This is a genomic window from Tardiphaga sp. OK245 (genome assembly GCF_900108575.1).
GTDB lineage: Bacteria > Pseudomonadota > Alphaproteobacteria > Rhizobiales > Xanthobacteraceae > Tardiphaga > Tardiphaga robiniae.
The window spans coordinates 708911-728009 of record NZ_FNWZ01000004.1; the positions used below are offsets into that span (position 1 = coordinate 708911).

16 protein-coding genes are annotated in these 19099 nt (G+C 63.5%); 12 read left to right on the forward strand and 4 right to left on the reverse strand.

From position 1 onward, the window contains the following. Positions 1 to 255 precede the first annotated feature (255 nt). The 6 genes from BLW80_RS21995 (at position 256) to BLW80_RS22020 (ending at position 10250) form a co-directional block, all read left to right on the forward strand. Positions 256 to 1260: an AAA family ATPase gene (locus BLW80_RS21995; protein WP_093759616.1), complete on the forward strand. Its 1005-nt coding sequence runs from the start codon at positions 256 to 258 to the stop codon at positions 1258 to 1260. Further along, positions 1260 to 2204 carry a DUF58 domain-containing protein gene (locus BLW80_RS22000; protein WP_093759617.1) on the forward strand — a complete coding sequence of 315 codons (945 nt, stop codon included), beginning with the start codon at positions 1260 to 1262 and terminating at the stop codon, positions 2202 to 2204. Before BLW80_RS21995 ends, BLW80_RS22000 begins: the two co-directional genes overlap by 1 nt. After that, positions 2204 to 5017 (forward strand): DUF4159 domain-containing protein, encoded by a 2814-nt coding sequence (locus BLW80_RS22005; RefSeq protein ID WP_093760063.1) that lies wholly within the window; start codon positions 2204 to 2206, stop codon positions 5015 to 5017. Before BLW80_RS22000 ends, BLW80_RS22005 begins: the two co-directional genes overlap by 1 nt. A 9-nt stretch (positions 5018 to 5026) precedes the next feature. After that, complete coding sequence (locus tag BLW80_RS22010; RefSeq protein WP_093759618.1) at positions 5027 to 7090, forward strand: hypothetical protein; 2064 nt, start codon at positions 5027 to 5029, stop codon at positions 7088 to 7090. Positions 7091 to 7394: 304 nt separating this feature from the next. Continuing rightward, complete coding sequence (locus tag BLW80_RS22015) at positions 7395 to 7772, forward strand: DUF2946 family protein (protein ID WP_093759619.1); 378 nt, start codon at positions 7395 to 7397, stop codon at positions 7770 to 7772. 123 nt (positions 7773 to 7895) lie between these two features. Continuing rightward, positions 7896 to 10250, forward strand: a complete 2355-nt coding sequence (locus tag BLW80_RS22020) for a TonB-dependent receptor (RefSeq protein WP_093759620.1) — start codon at positions 7896 to 7898, stop codon at positions 10248 to 10250. A gap of 144 nt (positions 10251 to 10394) precedes the next feature. On the opposite strand, the gene BLW80_RS22025 is transcribed toward BLW80_RS22020, so the two are convergent. Both BLW80_RS22025 and BLW80_RS22030 read right to left on the reverse strand, forming a co-directional pair. Next, the gene (locus tag BLW80_RS22025) at positions 10395 to 10907 is read right to left on the reverse strand and encodes a GNAT family N-acetyltransferase (protein ID WP_093759621.1); all 513 of its coding nucleotides are present in this window, start codon (positions 10905 to 10907) and stop codon (positions 10395 to 10397) included. 57 nt (positions 10908 to 10964) lie between these two features. Further along, a complete protein-coding gene (locus BLW80_RS22030) occupies positions 10965 to 11453 on the reverse strand; it encodes an NUDIX domain-containing protein (protein WP_093760065.1) in 489 nt (162 codons plus the stop codon). A 138-nt stretch (positions 11454 to 11591) separates the two neighbouring features. Here BLW80_RS22030 and BLW80_RS22035 point away from each other — a divergent pair, with 138 nt between their 5' ends. Beyond that, the gene (locus BLW80_RS22035) at positions 11592 to 12476 is read left to right on the forward strand and encodes a metallophosphoesterase family protein (RefSeq protein WP_093759622.1); all 885 of its coding nucleotides are present in this window, start codon (positions 11592 to 11594) and stop codon (positions 12474 to 12476) included. A 5-nt stretch (positions 12477 to 12481) separates the two neighbouring features. Here the strand turns inward: BLW80_RS22035 and BLW80_RS22040 are convergent, their stop codons facing one another. Continuing rightward, the gene (locus BLW80_RS22040) at positions 12482 to 13030 is read right to left on the reverse strand and encodes a hypothetical protein (protein WP_093759623.1); all 549 of its coding nucleotides are present in this window, start codon (positions 13028 to 13030) and stop codon (positions 12482 to 12484) included. Between the two features lie 250 nt (positions 13031 to 13280). Beyond that, positions 13281 to 13490, reverse strand: a complete 210-nt coding sequence (locus BLW80_RS22045; protein ID WP_068733054.1) for a DUF4170 domain-containing protein — start codon at positions 13488 to 13490, stop codon at positions 13281 to 13283. Positions 13491 to 13701: 211 nt separating this feature from the next. Between BLW80_RS22045 and BLW80_RS22050 the strand changes: the two genes are divergently transcribed. The 5 genes from BLW80_RS22050 to BLW80_RS22070 all read left to right on the forward strand — a co-directional run bounded on the left by BLW80_RS22050 (position 13702) and on the right by BLW80_RS22070 (position 19020). After that, a complete protein-coding gene (locus tag BLW80_RS22050) occupies positions 13702 to 15147 on the forward strand; it encodes a helix-turn-helix domain-containing protein (RefSeq protein ID WP_093759624.1) in 1446 nt (481 codons plus the stop codon). A gap of 41 nt (positions 15148 to 15188) precedes the next feature. Then, the gene (locus tag BLW80_RS22055; protein ID WP_093759625.1) at positions 15189 to 15701 is read left to right on the forward strand and encodes a GNAT family N-acetyltransferase; all 513 of its coding nucleotides are present in this window, start codon (positions 15189 to 15191) and stop codon (positions 15699 to 15701) included. 125 nt (positions 15702 to 15826) lie between these two features. Continuing rightward, the gene (locus BLW80_RS22060; protein WP_093760067.1) at positions 15827 to 17047 is read left to right on the forward strand and encodes a lytic murein transglycosylase; all 1221 of its coding nucleotides are present in this window, start codon (positions 15827 to 15829) and stop codon (positions 17045 to 17047) included. A 188-nt stretch (positions 17048 to 17235) separates the two neighbouring features. Continuing rightward, positions 17236 to 17739: a DUF1993 domain-containing protein gene (locus BLW80_RS22065; RefSeq protein WP_093759626.1), complete on the forward strand. Its 504-nt coding sequence runs from the start codon at positions 17236 to 17238 to the stop codon at positions 17737 to 17739. Positions 17740 to 17919: 180 nt separating this feature from the next. Beyond that, the gene (locus BLW80_RS22070) at positions 17920 to 19020 is read left to right on the forward strand and encodes an alkene reductase (RefSeq protein ID WP_093759627.1); all 1101 of its coding nucleotides are present in this window, start codon (positions 17920 to 17922) and stop codon (positions 19018 to 19020) included. Positions 19021 to 19099: the final 79 nt, after the last annotated feature.

The following is a 19099-nucleotide window of genomic DNA, read 5'->3' on the forward strand; positions in this document are numbered from 1 at the left end:
CCCTGACTTTACCACTGCCATTTGGCACGTTTGGTGCAAGTCTTGAACCTCAAGTCTTGAAACGTGCGGTGTCACATTCAAACTCGCCACAACGTGATGCAGTTCATAGCCGCATCCCGATATTGTGGGGATAGTTTAATTCAACAAATACATGGCCTTCGCTTAAGTTTAGCATCAGGTCCATGGAATACTAAGATGGCGTGACGACAAATGCGGCGGCGTGTTTCAGGCGCCGTTCACCCGAAGGAGCAATGGATGGCTGGCGCTGACAGTGTCGAGAAACTCGAAGACGTGATTGTCCGCTCCGCGGAACAGGTGGCTGGCCAGATGCGCGCCGCCAAGGAAGCGATCTCCACTGTCATCTTCGGCCAGGAACGCGTCGTCGAAAACACGCTGGTGACCATCCTGTCTGGCGGCCATGCGCTGCTGATCGGTGTTCCGGGCCTCGCCAAAACCAAGCTGGTGGAAACGCTGGGCGTTACGCTCGGCCTCGATGCCAAGCGCATCCAGTTCACCCCCGACCTGATGCCTTCAGACATTCTCGGCGCCGAAGTGCTGGACGAGAGCGTCGCCGGCAAGCGCTCGTTCCGCTTCATCTCGGGACCTGTCTTCGCACAGCTTCTGATGGCCGACGAAATCAACCGCGCCTCGCCGCGCACGCAGTCCGCCTTGCTGCAGGCGATGCAGGAACAGCACATTACGGTGGCCGGCGCACGGCATGACCTGCCGAAACCGTTCCACGTGCTGGCCACGCAGAATCCGCTGGAACAGGAAGGCACCTATCCGCTGCCGGAAGCGCAGCTCGATCGCTTCCTGATGGAGATCGACGTCGATTATCCGGATCGCGATGCCGAACGCCGCATCCTCTTCGAAACCACCGGCGCCGACGAAACCATCGCCAAGGCTGCCGTGACTGCCGACACGCTGATCACAGCGCAGCGCCTGGTGCGCCGCCTGCCGGTCGGCGACAGCGTGGTCGAAGCGATTCTTACATTGGTGCGCTCGGCACGTCCGGGACCGGACGCAGGCGATGCCAGCAAGCTGATCGCCTGGGGCCCAGGTCCTCGCGCGTCACAGTCGCTGATGCTGGCAGTGCGTGCCCGTGCATTGCTCGATGGTCGTCTTGCGCCGTCGATCGACGACGTGCTCTATCTCGCCGAACCGATCCTGAAGCATCGTATGGCGCTGACATTCTCGGCACGCGCCGAAGGTCGCACAGTCCCCGACGTCATCCGTCAGCTCAAGACGCGGATCGGTTAATGGCCGCAGCGCCGGATCACGCCACGCAGGAGATCATCGCAGTCCGCCGCGCCGATGGTGAAAGCCGTACGCTTGCTGCATCGCTGCCGCGTCTGGTGCTGGAGGCCCGGCGCATCGCCGCGACGGTGATCCATGGCCTGCATGGCCGGCGCCGCGCCGGCCATGGCGAAAGTTTCTGGCAATATCGTCGCTTCGTCTCCGGCGAACCGTCGCAGAATGTCGACTGGCGCCGTTCGGCGCGCGACGATCATTTGTATGTCCGCGAGCAGGAATGGGAAGCCGCGCACACAGTCTGGCTGTGGCCGGACCGGTCGCTGTCGATGGCCTTTGCCTCCAAGGGCGCGCGCGACAGCAAGCTCGAACGCGCGCTGATCGTCACCTTCGCACTGGCTGAATTGCTGGTGGCCGGCGGTGAACGCGTCGGCGTGCCCGGCCTGATGAATCCGACGTCCAGCCGCAGCGTCATCGACAAGATGGCGCAGGCGATGCTGCACGACACGACGAACCGCGCCAGCCTGCCACCTTCGTTTGTGCCCTCAGCACTGGCCGAGATCGTGGTGCTCGGCGACTTCTGGTCGCCGATGCCGGAGATCAAGGAGATGCTGGCCGGTCTGTCGTCATCCGGCGCGCATGGCGCGCTGGTGCAGGTCGTCGATCCCGCCGAGGAGAGTTTCCCTTACTCCGGCCGCGTCGAATTCGTCGAGCCGGAAAGCGGCAACGTGATCACCGCCGGACGGGCGCAGACCTGGGCCGAGGATTACGTGGCGCGCGTCGCCGCGCATCGCGAGGAAATTCGCGCCGAGACCGCCAAGCTCGGCTGGCTGTTCTCGACACACACCACCAGCCGCTCGGCGGCTGAGCTGCTGCTGTTCCTGCATGGCGGCATGATGGTCAACAAATCTGCCGGCGGCGGCAGCATGGTCAAGGCAGGACGTTCAGCATGATTCCTGGCTTCCCGCTCGCCTTCGCCCAACCGCTGCTGCTGCTCGGCCTGATCAGTCTCCCGGTGCTGTGGTGGCTGCTGCGCGTGATGCCGCCGCGCCCGCAGCGCATCGCGTTTCCGCCGACACGTCTGCTGTTCGATATCACGCCGAAGGAAGAAACTCCGTCGCGCTCGCCCTGGTGGCTGACGCTGCTGCGCCTGCTGGCTGCGGCGCTCATCATCTTCGCTGCCGCCGGCCCGATCTGGAATCCGCAGACCGGCACGGCTGGCAGCAATGCGCCGCTGACGATTTTGCTGGACGATGGCTGGAGCGCCGCGGCGAGCTGGGACGCTCGCGTCAAGGCGGCGGATGAGCTGATTGCCAATGCCGACAGCAATCGCCGCGGCGTGGCCCTTGTTCCGCTGTCGGAACCGAACCGCGACATCACGCTGCTGCCCGGCGGCACCGCCCGCGTCGCGTTGCGTCAGCTCTCGCCGAAGCCCTATGCGATCGACCGCGTCGATACGCTGCCGGCGCTGGAGCGCTTTTTGAAAGCCACCGGCGACAGCGAAATCGTCTGGCTCTCGGATGGCGTTGACACCGGCCGTGGCGCGGATTTCACGCAGGGCCTTGCCAAGGCCATCGGCGACCGCATGCTGACAATCTATGACGGCGGCGCCACGCCGGCCCATGCGCTCGTCGCGGCGGAAAATGCCGCGGCGAAAATGACCGTGAAGGTGCTGCGCGCCAATAGCGGCGGCCCGGATGGCGGCGTGGTGCGCGGCCTCGACCAGAAGGGCTCGCCGGTTGGCGAAGCCAAATTCCTGTTCACACCGAACGACCGCGAGACCGAAGCCTCGTTCGATCTGCCCGTGGAACTGCGCAACGACATCGCGCGGCTTGAAATCACCGGCGAACGCTCCGCCGGCGCCGTGCAACTGCTGGACAAGCGCTGGCGCCGTCGCGCCATCGGCATCGTCTCGGGCGCGACCAACGATACCGCGCAGCCGCTGCTAGCCTCGACCTTCTATCTCACCCGCGCATTGGCGCCGTTCGCTGACGTCCGCCTCGGCGATCGCGGCGCGCCGCAGCAGGCGATCACGCAGTTCCTCGATCAGAAACTGCCGATGATCGTCCTGGCCGATGTCGGCACGCTGTCGCCGGAAATCCGCGAGCGTCTGAATGCCTGGATCGATGCGGGCGGCGTGCTGGTACGCTTCGCCGGCCCGCGCCTCGCGCAAGGCGACGACGATCTCGTCCCGGTGAAACTGCGCCGCGGCGACCGCAGCCTCGGCGGCAGCCTGACCTGGGAGAAGCCGCAACATCTCGCGTCCTTCGCCGCCGATGGGCCGTTCGCCGGTCTCCCTGTCCCGAAAGACATCACCGTGAATCGTCAGGTGCTCGCCGAGCCGAACGCTGCGCTGGCCTCGAAGAGCTGGGCGTCGCTGGTGGATGGCACGCCGCTGGTCACCGGCGAACGCCGCGGCAAGGGTCTCGTCACCCTGTTCCATGTCAGCGCCGATATGCGCTGGTCCGATCTGCCATTGTCTGGCACCTTCGTCGAAATGCTGCGCAGGGTCGTCGATATCTCCGGTTATACGTCCACGCCCGGCGCAGGTGTCGCCGGCGAGACTCGCGCGGAAACGGTTGCGCCGCTGCGCACGCTCGATGGTTTCGGTGCTTTCACCCCGCCGCCATCGACGGCCAAGCCGCTCGCCGCTGACTATCGCGACCGCGCCACGCTCGATCACCCGCCGGGCTTCTATGGCCCTGCCGATGGCCCGCTCGCGGTGAATGCACTGGCATCGGCCGATCGCATTGAGCCTATCGATTTCTCAGGCCTGAAGGCCAACCGCGCCAGCTACACCAATGCCGAACCGCGCGACCTCCGCGGCATCCTGCTCTCCACGGCGCTGGCGCTGTTTTTGGTCGACGCGATCATTGTTGCGCTGCTCGGCGGCGCCATCGCTGCGATGTTCCGCCGCCGTGCCGTCTCGGCTGCCCTCGCCGTGGCATTCGCGCTCGGCACCGTCATGGGATCGCCGGTGCCATCGCGGGCCGATCCAGCCAGTGACGATTTCGCCGTCAAAGCCGTGTCGCAGACACGTCTCGCCTACGTCGTCACTGGGAATGCCGATGTCGACTCGATCGTGAAGTCGGGCATGACCGGACTGACGCTGTTTCTCGCGCAGCGTACCGCGCTGGAAGCCGGTGAGCCGGTCGGCGTCGATCCTTCTCGCGACGAACTGTCATTCTTCCCGCTGATCTACTGGCCGATCATTCCCGGCGCGGCCAAGCCGCCGCAGGAAGCCATCAACCGCATCGACGCCTATATGAAGCAAGGCGGCACGGTGCTGTTCGACACCCGCGACGCGGTCGAAGCCCCTCCTGGACCGAACGGCGAGTCGCAGACGCCGGGCATGCTGACGCTGCGCAATATCCTGTCCTCGCTCGATGTGCCCGAGCTCGAGCCGGTGCCGCGCGAACATGTGCTGACCAAGACCTTCTATCTTCTGCGCGACTTCCCCGGCCGCTTCAATTCCGGACCGACCTGGGTCGAGACCCTGCCGCGCGACGATGGCGATGACGCTGCCTCGCGTCCGGCTCGCGGCGGCGACGGCGTATCGCCGATCATCATCACCTCGAACGATCTTGCCGGCGCTTGGGCCATGCGCCCCGACGGACAGCCGATGCTGCCGCTGACGCCCGGCGAACCGCGGCAACGCGAATTCGCGTTCCGCGCCGGCGTCAACATCGTGATGTACACGCTGACCGGCAACTACAAGGCCGATCAGGTCCACGCGCCCGCACTCATCGAACGTCTCGGACAATAGGAGCGCGACATGCAATACGGCATCGCGTTTACGCCTCTCGTCCCGACCATCGTGCTGTGGATCGGCCTCGCCGCCATCGTGGCGATATCAGCATTGCTATTGCTCGGCCGTGCACGCGGTGCTGCAGTGCGTGTGGCCGCATTGGCGCTGATCCTGCTGGCGCTGGCCAATCCCTCCTTTACGCGCGAGGAGCGCGAACCGCTGTCCTCGGTCGCCGCCGTCGTCATCGACAAGAGCCCGAGCCAGAATTTCGGCGAGCGCACCAAGGAAACCGAGGAAGCACAGAAGCAGCTCGTCGACCGGCTGAAGCAGGTCAAGGGCCTCGAAGTTCGTGTCGTCGAAGCCGGACAGGCTGACGGTGAGACCGACGGCACCAAATTGTTCGGCGCTCTCTCATCGGCGCTCTCCGACGTCCCAACCGACCGCGTTGCAGGTGCCTTCATGATCACCGACGGCCGTGTCCATGACATCCCGGCCAATGTCGCAGGTCTCGGCTTCAATGCGCCTGTGCATGCGCTGATCACCGGCCGCAAGGACGAACGCGATCGCCGCATCGCCATCACTGCCGCTCCCAGGTTTGGCATTGTCGGCCAGTCGCAGCGCGTCACGTTCCGGCTCGACGACCAGGGCGTCACCGGCGAGCGCGCCCGTGTCGCGATCCGCCGCGACGGCGATACGCTGAGCGAGCGCACGGTGCTGTCGGGCCAGACCGTGTCGGTCGATATCGACATCAAACATGCTGGCCCGAATATCGTTGAGATCGAAGCCTCGCCGCTCGATAATGAACTGACACTGGTCAACAACCGCGCAGTGGTCGCCATCGATGGCGTGCGCGACAAACTCCGCGTGCTGCTGGTGTCCGGCGAACCGCATTCCGGCGAACGCACCTGGCGCAACCTGTTGAAGTCCGATGCGTCGATCGATCTCGTCCACTTCACGATTTTGCGCCCGCCGGAGAAGCAGGACGGCACGCCGATCAATGAGCTGTCGTTGATTGCGTTTCCGACCCGCGAACTGTTCCAGCAGAAGATTCACGAATTCCAGCTGATCATCTTCGATCGCTATGCCCGCCAGGGCGTGCTGCCGATTGCCTATTTCGACAATATCGCGCGCTATGTCCGCGCCGGGGGCGCCGTGCTGGTCTCGGCCGGCCCCGATTACGCGTCGAACACCTCGATCTGGCGCACGCCGCTGGATTCGGTGCTCCCTGCCGAACCTGTCGGTGTCAGCGAAAAACCGTTCTATGCGCATCTCAGCGACATCGGCAAACGTCACCCGGTAACGCGCGGCCTCGAAGGCTCCAATTCCGAGCCACCGAAATGGAGCCGCTTCTTCCGCACCGTCGAGACCCGCAACACCACCACTCCCCCTGTCATGACCGGTGCCGACGGTCAGCCGCTGCTGCTGCTGTCGCGGTCCGGCGAAGGCCGCGTCGCGCTGCTGCTGTCGGATCACATTTGGCTGTGGGCGCGCGGCTATGAAGGCGGCGGCCCGCATCTTGATCTGCTTCGTCGCACGTCGCACTGGCTGATGAAGCAGCCGGATCTCGACGAGGAAGCACTCAAGCTGCAGAGTCAGGGCAAGGATCTCGTTGTGCTGCGCCAGACCATGGGCGACGCCGTGCAGCCCGTGACTGTGACCTCACCATCAGGCAAGACCCGCGAACTGACGCTGTCAGCCGGCGAGCCCGGTCTGTGGCGCGCGACCACGCCGGCCGATGAACTCGGCCTGTGGCAGGCCACCGACGGCACGCTGAAGGCGCTGATCAATGTCGGCCCGATCAACCCGAAGGAATTCTCCGAGGTCACCTCGACCACCGAGATGCTGAAGCCGCTGGCGCAGGCCAGTGGTGGCGACGCCCGACGGATCAATGAAGGCTCGGGCGTCGAGCTGCCGCGCATCGTGCCGGTGCGCTCCTCGACCGTCTTCCGTGGCGACGGCTGGATGGGCGTGCATATGCGCGATGCCAGCGTGGTCCGCGGCGTCGGCGTGCTGCCGATGTTTGCCGGCCTGATCGGGCTGCTGCTGCTGCTCGGCGCCTTTGCCGCGACGTGGCTGCGGGAAAGCCGGTAGCTTCTTCCCTCACCCCGCTTGCGGGGAGAGGGTGGCGCGGACGAAGTCCGCGACCGGTGAGGGGAAGCCAGCGAATGAAACACCGGCTCCCCCTCACCCGTCACCACGCTAACGCGTGAATGACGACCTCTCCCGCAAGCGGGGAGAGGGAAGAAGGCAGCGTTGCCGTAATCCCACAGCCTGCGCGGTTTCTATGTCCGGCGATGACTGGCCGTTGACACCCGGCCGCCTGTCGCGCGATGTTACATTATAACATCGGTACTGGCAGACCTCTCCGCCAGCCGATGCGGGGCGGCTTGTCGGCATGAAGTGGTTTCGCACGAATATCAGACATGGGGCAAAGCTGGCGCTGTTCGCGCTGGCCGTGCAGCTCATTCTGTCGTTCGGCCACGTTCACGGCGGGACGGTCCATGCAGCCCCTCTCGACACCGCCATCGCCTTCTCTGCCGGCGAAGCTGCGCAGACACCGGCCGCTCCCGATCCTGACCACCATCACCGCGCCGCCGATCCCTGCGCCATCTGCGCCGTCATGGGGATGGCCGGTACAGCGCTGTTCGCCGCGCCGCCGGTCCTGTTGTTGCCGCAGGCTGCCGTCCTGCTGCAGCGGATCACCGAGGCTGAGTTCGACCATCTCGACGCCATCAGCGGCGCATCGCAGCCGCGCGGCCCTCCTGTTTCCTGACACGACCTTTGACGATCGCTGCCGCGAATTCCTCGCGAACGGCGTAACCGAAGTCAGATTCGCATCACCGCGAGTCCCGGCGCAAGCGCCCGAGCGCGCGGCCGGTGAAGTCAGGACAAACCTATGTCGATTCAATTCAAGCGCGCCCTCCTGCTCGGCACATCTGCCGTGGTGGGACTGAGCTGCCTCCCGCAATCCGCGCTGGCGCAGACGCAGCTTCCCGCCGTGGAAGTCACCGCGCCAAGCCCGATCGTGCGCCGCAAGCCGGTGCCGTCACGCACCGCGCATACTCATGTCACGCGCCCCGCGCCGAACCGCAATGCCGCGCCGGTGCCCGTCGAGGCAGAGCCGGCCGTGCAGGCGCAGCAGGGCGAACTCCCGATCGTTACCGATCAGTTCGCCACCGTCACCGTGGTGCCGAATGACGAGATCCGCCGTTCCGGTGCCTCGACGCTCGGCGACCTGCTCGCCAACAAGCCTGGCATAACCGGCTCCGGCTACGCACCGGGCGCATCAAGCCGGCCGATCATCAGGGGTCTCGACGTCAATCGTGTCGGCATCGTCGAAAACGGCATTGGCAGCAACGGCGCATCCGACCTCGGCGAAGATCATTTCGTGCCGGTGGATCCGTTTGCCGCCAATCAGATCGAGGTGATCCGCGGCCCGGCGACACTGCGTTATGGCTCGCAATCGATCGGCGGCGTGGTCAGCGCGTCCAACAATCGCATTCCCGATGCGCTGCCGAACTGCGCCGTGGCGGCGCCGTTCCAGAGCTACGGCATGCCGGTGAAGGCGCCGGCCGCCGGTCTCGCGGCGCCGGGCTGCATGAATGCCGAAGTCCGCACCTCGTTCAGTTCGGTGGATCGCGGTGTTGATGGCGGCATCCTGCTCGATGCCGGCGGCGGCAATGTCGCGGTTCATGCCGATGTCTATGGACGCAAGGCCGGCGACTACAATGTGCCGAGCTATCCCTATGCCGATCCCGGCCTTGCCTTCAATGGACGTCAGCCGAACTCGGCTAACCAGTCGGCCGGCGCATCGGTCGGCGGCTCCTACTTCTTCACCGGCGGCTATATCGGCGCGGCGATCACCCAGAACAACACGACCTATCGCATTCCGGGCGTTGAAGGCGCGCAGGTCGGCACCCGTATCGCCGGCCAGCAGACCAAGTTCACGGCCAAGGGCGAATATCGCCCGGACGCCGCGGCGGTCGAAGCGATCCGCTTCTGGGTCGGCGCGACCAACTACAAGCACAACGAGATCGGCCTTGCCGACGCCAGCGACCTCTTGTCCGATGGCGTGCGCCAGACCTTCACCAACAAGGAGCAGGAAGGCCGGCTCGAAGTGCAGATGATGCCCTTCAACGCACGTTTCGCCACGATCACGTCGGCCTTCGGCCTGCAGGTCAATCATCAGGAGCTGACGGCACCGAGCCCCGATGACATCGGCAGCCCGCTCAATGGTCTGTGGGATCCGAATAAGAACACAAGGATTGCCGGCTACAGCTTCAACGAGTTCAAGTTCACCGAAACCACGAAGGCGCAGATCGCCGGCCGCATCGAGCATGTCGAACTGTCAGGCACGACGCCATCGTCGATCCCGAACGAGTTCGATCTCAATGCCGATCCTGGCGCGATCGGTCCGGCGGTCGGGCGTAACCTCACCTTCACGCCGAAGAGCGGCAGCATCGGCCTGATCCAGGACCTGCCCTGGTATGGGCTCTCCGCCAGCATCACCGCGCAATATACCGAGCGCGCACCGAAGCCCGCCGAACTGTTCTCGCGCGGCGGACATGATGCGACCGAGACCTTCGACATCGGCAATCCCAATCTCGGCATCGAGACGGCGAAGTCGGTCGAACTCGGCCTGCGCCGCGCCGCCGGTCCGTTCCGCTTCGAGCTCACCGGTTACTACACGCAATATAGCGGCTTCATCTATCGCCGCCTGACCGGCAACACCTGCGGAGACGGAGTCTGCCAGGCGGGGCTTGGCCTCGAACTGAACCAGGCGATCTATTCGCAGCGTGACGCCACCTTCCGCGGCGGCGAATTCCAGAGCCAGCTCGATGTTGCGCAGATCTATGGCGGCACATGGGGTATCGAGACCCAGGCCGACATCGTGCGCGCGACCTTCAGCGACGGCACCAATGTGCCGCGCATTCCGCCGGTGCGTGCCGGCGGCGGCCTGTTCTGGCGCGATGCCAACTGGTTCGCGCGCGTGAACTTGCTGCACGCTTTCGCGCAGAACGACATCGCTGAGATCGCGGAGACGCCGACATCGGGCTACAACCTGCTGAAAGCGGAAGTGAGCTACAAGACGCTGCTCGATCCGCGCATCTACGGCGCTAAGGAAATGACCCTCGGCGTGGTCGGCAACAATCTGTTGAACGAGACCATCCGCAACGCGGTGTCCTATAACAAGGACAATGTGCTGCAGCCCGGGCTGAACGTGCGGGCATTTGCTAGTGTGAAGTTCTGATTGGTACTCGTCGTTCCGGGGCGTGCATTCAGCGCGGCTGAATGCGCGAACCCGGAACCTCATGCGGTTCTATCACTTCGAGATTCCGGGTTCGCTCGCAGCTAACGCTGCGCGCGCCCCGGAATGACGGCTTGGATCAAAAAATTACTTCGCCGCGTCCCAATCCGGCCGAACGGCGCCGGCGAGACCCGTAGCGGCGCCCTCCACCAGCTCGAGCACAAGCAACCGGTTTTGATCGACCGGACCCGGCATGGTCACATTGCCCTTAGGGATCGCCTTGAAGCCGACCCGGCGGTAATAGGGCTCGTCGCCGACCAGCACGATGAGCTTGTGCCCCTTCTTGCGCGCATCGGCGATGGCGCGGTCCAGCAGCTTGCGGCCGACGCCGCGGCTGCGGAATGGCGGCTCGACGGTCAGCGGCCCGAGCAGCAGTGCCGGCGTATCACCCACACAGATCGGCAATTGCCGGACCGAGCCGACCAGCAGCGTGCCGATCCGTGCCGTGAAAGACAGGTCGAGCAGATGACCGACATGTTCACGCAGCCGGTAGGCTGATAGCACGTAACGGCCCGGGCCGAAGGTGCGGGCATGCAGCCGTTCGATGATCTGGGCGTCGTTGGCGGTTTCCGCCAGGATGGTCAGAGAAAGGTCATTCATGTCGGGAGGCGGGATAGCATTTGGCGGGCGCGCGGTCCATTGCCCGGGCGGACGGGATCAGACCCGCCAGGTAGCACTGATCGGCTTGCCGTCGAAGATCTCGGCCAGCCGCAGCCGGGTGCCCTCGGTGGTGTCGTGAGGCAGGGCATCGAGGGCGAAGAAACCGGTTTCGGCGATTTCGCGATTGGGCTCGGGCAACCAGTCCTGCCGGAACTGCCTGACCACATAGACCGCCACATGATCGCGGATCGAGACGTGACTGTTGAGAAAGACACCATGCAGAACCGGCTCTCCCGTGAGTTCGATGCGCCCCTCTTCCCGCAGCTCCATGTCTAGCGCCTCGCGAAAGGTCTGGCCGACTTCGACGCCGCCGCCGGGCAGATACCAGCCGGTGACATAAGTGTGCCGGACTAGAAACACGCGATTGTCAGCGTCCAGCACCACGGCGCGGACGCCCAAGGTCATGCCGCGGGCGAAGCGGAAATACAGATGCACGAATTTGCGCAGGGTCGGCTCCAGCCGCTGCCGCAACGTCGGTGAGGTCATCGCGGCAAATTCCTGGCTGGCGACACGGTGGGTGCTTGCGTCATATGCCCCACCTTGCCAAAACATGCAGGGATTTCACAGGCATGAGGGCGCATTGAGCCGGCTTGTTCACATACGCGCAGGGGCAGATCGCTTCTCATGACCGCTTTCACCCTCGCCCATCTGTCCGATCCGCATGTTCCGCCGATGCCAGAGCCGCACTGGCGCGAGCTCCTGGGGCAGCGCGTGCTCGGCTATCTGAACTGGCGGCGTAACCGGCATCTGATCCACCGCCGCGATATGCTGGATGTCATCGTCAGCGACATGCAGGCGCAGCAGCCGGACCATATTGCCGTCACTGGCGATCTCGTGAATCTCGCCCTGGATGCCGAATTCCCGCGCGCGCGCCGCTGGATCGAAAGCGTCGGCACACCGGACAATGTCTCGCTGGTACCCGGCAATCACGACGCCTATGTGCGCGGAGCACCCGAACGTTTCGCCGAGACTTTCGGCGACTATATGCGCAGTGACGGCACCCCCGATACGCGCTTTCCATTTCTGCGTATCCGCGGCCCGCTGGCTCTGATCGGCGTGTCGTCGAGTGTGCCAACCGCGCCGTTCATGGCGACGGGCTCGCTCGGCGACGCACAGCTTAGGGCGCTCAACATTATGCTTGGCGGCCTCGCCGACGCTCATCTGTTTCGCGTATTGCTGATTCATCATCCGCTACGCTCAAAGCAGAAAATGAAGCGACTGACGGATTCCGACGCGCTGCAAGCTGTGCTCAAGCGCCACGGCGTCGAACTGATCCTGCACGGCCACGACCACATTCATTCGACCATGTGGTTCGACGGCCCACAGCGGCGCATTCCCGCAATCGGCGTGCCATCGGCGTCATCGGTTGCACACGGCCACAAGCCGGCAGCGGCCTACAATCTGTTCGCCATCGAACGCGACGGCGAACGCTGGCGCTGCGAGCAGACGGTGCGAGGATTCGGGGGCAGCAATATGGTGCACGAGCTGACGCGGACGATGCTGGTGTAGCGTGACTAATGTCCGCGCACGGACACGAACAGCGCGAGCGCAAATAGTCCCACGACGCCGACAATCACACCGAACACGAACGGCCAGAATCTGCTGCGCGGCTTCTTCACCGCCGTCGCTACCTCCGGCGCCGACATTGTCACCAGCGCGTGCTCGCGCTCAATCATGCGGCGCGCGATATAGTCGGTGACCGCCTTTACGATGGTCGGAACGTCATGCGCCTCGGCCAGCACCACGCGACCGTGGCGGGTGTCCTGCACGAAGCGATACATGCGCTTGTCGCGACCCATCGCGACATGGGCGACCATGTCGATCCACAGCCGCGGCGTGTCGCCCTGGCTGATGCCCCGGTCGAACATCTCGATGCCAACAGGGATCTCGGCGAACAGCGGGTCGAGCGCTTCATTGAGGATCTCCAGCCGCGCCACTTCGGCATCGCGCAGCTCGACGACGACACCGGTGCGATCGGCCGCCTCGATGCGGGCCTGACGCAACGCGTCGCGCAGCCGCTGCGGCCTGGCTTCCTCGACAGGCTTCGTCCCGTTACTCGCCACGCTGGACCCCTTTCTGGCTGCCTGAGCGCGCCATCCATCGGGCAGTAACCTATCAGTAACCACGAGTGCCGGAAAGGCCGTTTGTTTCCAGAGGCTTGGCCGCTAAACGCATCAACGGCCCCACTCGGTTTCCCGGATGAGGCCGCTGATATCCTTGGACGTCTTCTTATGGGCAAATCAGCGACAGGCTTTAGGCGAGCCGGCGGCACTGACGCCGCTCGGGGTCTCAGCCTCAGGCGAACCCTCGGTCCTAAGCGACCTGGCGGCTCGGCTCTTCGACGATGGAGAAGCGGACGCCGGCGCGGTGGCGATTCTCTTCCGACACGGTCTTCCAGGCTTCTTCGGCCTGCTTGCGCGTCTTGAACGGGCCCTGCACCTGGGCCGAGCCTTCAACCAGCTTGTGGAAGTTCATCGAACCGAACTCGCCGCCGATGACCCAGAAATTGCTACCGTGTGACATGTCGTGCTCCTGTTCATTCCTTAAATCGACATTCGTGACATGCGATGCATTCACCGTGTGAACAGATAACGCCATGTCAGACAAAACCACCAGACACCTTGTGTTGAATGGTGATGTGATGTAACATCGCGACTTGTAATAAATGTCATTTTGTTAATTTTGTCACAATCAACGACCGAGTGGCGACTCGGGGAACCAGGAATTGGCGCGGATGGCGGGCGAGTCTGGCAAGAAGCTGTTCGTGGGGCCGCGCTTCAGGCGGATCCGGCAGCAACAGGGCCTGTCCCAGACCCAGATGGCAGAGGGCCTCGGCATTTCGCCGAGTTACATCAATCTGATTGAGCGCAACCAGCGGCCGGTCACCGCGCAGTTGCTGCTGCGCCTCGCCGAGACCTATGACCTCGATCTCCGCGATCTCGCGACGGCGGATGAAGACCGCTTCTTCGCGGAGCTGAACGAGATCTTTTCCGATCCGCTGTTTCGCCAGATCGATTTGCCGAAACAGGAATTGCGCGACCTTGCCGAACTCTGTCCCGGTGTCACGCATGCGCTGCAGCGGCTCTATGCGGCTTATACCGAAGCGCGGCGCGGCGAGACCATGGTGGCGGCGCAGATGGCCGATCGGCATGAAGGCGCGCCATTCGAAGCCAATCCGATCGAGCGCGTGCGTGATTTGATCGAAGCCAACCGCAACTACTTCCCCGAACTCGAAGCGGCCGCCGAAGGCCTGCGCGACGAGATCAACGTGCCGTCGCAGGATCTGTTTGCGGCGCTGAGCACGCGACTGCGCGACAAATATTCGATCGTCACTCGCATTATGCCGGTGGATGTGATGCGCGAGACGCTCAGACGTTTCGACCGACATCGCCGGCAGCTGCTGATCTCGGAAATGGTCGATGCGCCCGGCCGCGCCTTTCAGGTCGCATTCCAAATCGGCCTCGTCGAGTGCTCATCGCATTTCGAGACCATCATCGGCCGCGCAGGTCCGCTCGATGACACCACGCGGCGGCTCTATCGAATTACACTGGCCAACTATTTTGCAGCAGCGACGCTGATGCCCTATGCGGCGTTCCATGCTGCGGCGGAAGCGCTGAGCTACGACGTGCAAGTGCTCGGCCAGCGCTTCAATGTCGGCTTCGAGCAGATCTGTCATCGCCTCACTACGCTGCAGCGGCCGAATGCGCGCGGCGTTCCCTTTTTCATGCTGCGCGTCGATAATGCCGGCAACGTATCGAAGCGGTTCTCGTCGGGCACCTTCCCGTTTTCGAAATTCGGCGGCACCTGCCCGCTGTGGAACGTGCATTCGACCTTCGACACGCCGGACCGCCTGCTGAGCCAGGTGATCGAACTGCCCGACGGCAGCCGCTATTTCTCCATCGCACAGACGCTACGCCGGCCCGCAGCGCCGCATCCGCAGCCGCAACCGCGCTTCGCCATCGGCCTCGGCTGCGAGATCCGCCACGCCGGCAAGCTGGCCTATTCGGCCGGCCTTGATCTAGAAAAAACCGAGGGGACGCCGATCGGTGTCAATTGCCGGCTGTGCGAGCGCGAGAATTGCAGCCAGCGCGCGGAGCCGCCGATCACGCGCAGCCTGATCCTCGATGAGAACACACGGCGGGTGTCGTCATTTGCTTTCAGCAATGCGCGGGAACTATAATTGCAAGGTCTTCCCGATCGCCCCTAACATTGAGGCCATTGATGACGTTGCTGGTCCGGGAAATGCTGCCGTCCGAAGCTCACGTCGTCAGCACCTATTTCCACAATGCCACGCCGGAATTCCTGGAAACGATGGGCGTCGATCCAACCAGGATGCCGCCGGCGCTGATCTGGCAAGAGCGTATCGGCCAACAATATGCACTCCCGCCGGAACGCCGCGCCGCCGTTGTCGCGCTGTGGCTAATGGATGATCAGCCCATCGGGTTTTCCAGTTGTGACAAGATTGTCTATGGCGAAAGCGCCACCATGCATCTTCACGTGCTGCACCCGGACAGACGACAAACCGGAATCGGTACAGAATGCGTTCGCCGAAGCGCGGCGATCTACTTTGACATGCTGAAACTCAAATCGCTGTTCTGCGAGCCAAATGCCTTCAATGTCGGACCAAACCGAACCTTGCAAAAGGCCGGCTTCAAATATCTGAAGACCCATATGACAGTGCCCGGACCGTTGAATTTTCATCAGGCCGTGACACGGTGGGTCCTCGAGCGTTGATGCTTGTATGACATGTCCTGGCCGGGCTTGACCCGGCCATCCATCTTGAATGTTAGTGTGGGAGAAAGATGGATGCCTGGATCAAGTCCGGGTACGACAGCGGAGAGGTCTGGTTCATGCTGCGAATGTCTGTGCGATTCACAATTCTCGTTGCAGCATCTGCCCTTATCTCCTTCACCTCCCCCGCTTCCGCGCAGCGCGGAGCGTCCTGTCATGGCGGCCAGAGCTTCGACCAATTCCTTGCCGGGCTGAAACAGCAGGCTGTCGCTAGCGGGGTATCGCAGCGGGCGATGGCGGAAGCGGCGCCCTATCTCGTCTACGATCAGGGCATCGTCAATCGCGACCGCGGGCAGCGGGTGTTCGGGCAGTTGTTCACGCAATTCGCCGGTCGCATGGCGGCTGATTACCGAATGCAGAACGGGCAGCTCAAGATCAAGCAGAACGCCGCAGCCTTTGCACGTGCAGAGAAAGAGTATGGCGTGCCGCCAGCGGTCATCGCCGCGTTCTGGGCGCTGGAGAGCGACTTCGGCGTGCAGATGGGCAATCTGCAGACGCTGCGCTCGCTGGTGTCGCTGGCCTATGACTGCCGGCGCTCGAAAATGTTTCAGGACGAGACCATCGCCGCGCTGAAGATCATCGATCGCGGTGATCTGTCGCCGGCGGAGATGATCGGCTCATGGGCCGGCGAACTCGGCCAGACGCAATTTCTGCCGACGCACTACTTCAACTATGCCGTCGACTACGACGGCGATGGCCATCGCAATTTGCTGCGCAGCCCGGCCGACGTGATCGGTTCGACGGCGCATTACATTTCCACGGGCCTTAAATGGCGGCGCGGCGAGCCATGGCTGCAGGAGGTGCGGGTCACCGACAACGTGCCGTGGGATCAGGCCGATCTCACCATCCAACTGCCCCGCGCGAAATGGGCGTCATTCGGCGTCAGCTATCCCGACGGACGGCCACTGCCGAACGACAGCATGCCGGCATCGCTGCTGCTGCCGATGGGCCGGCACGGCCCCGCCTTCCTCGCTTACGCGAATTTCGCCGCCTATACCGAATGGAACAATTCGCTGATCTATTCGACGACAGCAGCCTATCTCGCCACCCGCATCAATGGCGCCTCCAAGATGCGGCAGCCCTCCGCCCCTGTCGCCCAGCTGTCACATCCCGAACTTCGCGAGCTGCAACAACTGCTGGCGAAGCGCGGCTTCAATGTCGGCAAGATCGACGGCATCCTCGGCCAGCAGAGCCGCACGGCGGTGAAGGCCATGCAGATCAAGTTCGGCCTGCCCGCGGACTCCTGGCCGACGGCTGAATTGTTGGCGGCGCTGAGATCCGGGCGCTAGAGCCTGATTTATCTGATCCGAGAAACGGTATCCACGTCTCGGGATCACGCTCGAAATTTCTTCTCTTTTGTAAGGTTGGGGCGGTTGAATTTGGCTGGCCGCGCCCCAAGTCCATGCAGCAGCATCTTTCTTGACCCTTCCGGGTCGTCACCGCTGCGCAGCCGCAATCGACCGAAAAAGAGCATCACATGTCATTTTACGATTCCGCCGTGCCTGCTTATCTGCAGATGCTCGGCAGCCTCTCCGCCATTCTTGACAAGGCTGAGGCCCACGTCACCGCGAAGAAGATAGAGCCGGAAGCCTTGCTCGGCGCGCGGCTTTATCCCGACATGCTGCCGCTCTCTCGCCAGGTTCAGGTTGCCTGCGATCAGGCCATGCGCGGTTGCGCCCGACTCACCCAGAACGAACCGCAGTCGGTGCCGGACACCGAGAAAACCTTTGGCGAATTGAAGCAGCGTCTGGCCAAGGCGATGGATTATGTGAAGGGCTTCACGCCGGCTCAATTCGAAGGCGCCGACGTACGCGAGGTCACGTTTCCGATCGGCGGCGGCAAGACCACGACCATGACGGGCCAGCAGTATCTGAGCAGCTTCTCGCTGCCGAACTTCTACTTCCACGTCGCTATCGCCCACGGCATTCTCCGGCATAGCGGCATCGAGATTGGTAAGCGCGACTTCCTCGGCGCGCAGTAAGCCGCGCCATCACCGCAGGATATTCGGCTGCTGGCCGACCGATAGAGAGATCATGATCATTCAATCCGTCATCGCCACGATTGTTTTATCCTGAACCAACGACATGCAGCGCAGCGGTATTGCCAATGCGCTGCATGATGCCCAATTCGATTTCACCTTTCATCGACTGGATCATTCATCATGAGCACGTCCAAACTCTTCGAACCCTACAAGCTTGGCGCGAACACGCTGACCAATCGCACGGTAATGGCCCCGCTGACGCGCAATCGCGCATTGCCGGGCAACGTACCGAATCCGCTAGCGGTCGAATATTATAGCCAGCGTGCCAGCGCCGGCCTTCTGGTAACCGAAGGCACACCCGTCTCGCAGCAGGGCCAGGGCTATCAGGACGTCCCGGGCGTCTACACCAAGGAGCAGATCGCCGGCTGGAAGAAGGTGACCGAGGCCGTGCATGCCAAGGGCGGTCATATCTATATGCAGATCTGGCACGTTGGCCGCATCTCGCATGTCAGCCTGCAGCCGAATGGCGGCGCGCCGGTGGCCCCTTCGGCGATCCGCGCCAACACCAAGACCTTCGTCAACAACACCTTCACCGACGTCTCGGAGCCCCGCGCACTTGAGCTGGGTGAAATTCAAGGCGTCATCGACAGTTTCGCCCGCGGCGCTGCCAATGCGGTCGAAGCCGGTTTCGACGGCGTGGAGATTCATGGCGCCAACGGTTATCTGCTTGAGCAATTCGCGCGTGACAGTACCAACAAGCGCACCGACGCCTATGGCGGCTCGCTCGAGAACCGCGCCAAGCTGATGCTGGAAGTGGCCGCGGCAGTTGCCAAGGAAATCGGCGGCGACAGAACCGGCATTCGCATCTCGCCGGTGACGCCGGCCAACGATGCCGCCGCCGATACGCAGGCGCAAAAGCTGTTCGACTACATCACTGACGGGCTCAGCGCCGAGAAGCTGGTCTATCTGCATGTCGTCGAAGGCGCGACCGGCGGTCCGCGCGACGTCGCACCGTTCGACTATGCCAGCCTGCGCAAGCGCTTCAAGGGCACATATATCGCCAATAACGGCTTCGATCTCGCGCTGGCCAACAAGGTGCTCGCGGCCGATGCCGCCGACCTGATCGCCTTCGGCAAGCCGTTCATCTCGAATCCGGATCTGGTCGAGCGCCTGAAGATCGGCGCGCCGCTCAACGATGCCGATAAGGCGACGTTCTATGGCGGCGGCGCCAAGGGCTACACGGATTATCCGGTGCTGGGCGCGAAGCAGGCAGCGGAGTAACGACACTCTGACTGTCGTCGCCCGCCCTTGCGCGCAATAGCGCGCTTGGACCGGGCGCCCCGGTAAACGACGGCATGCG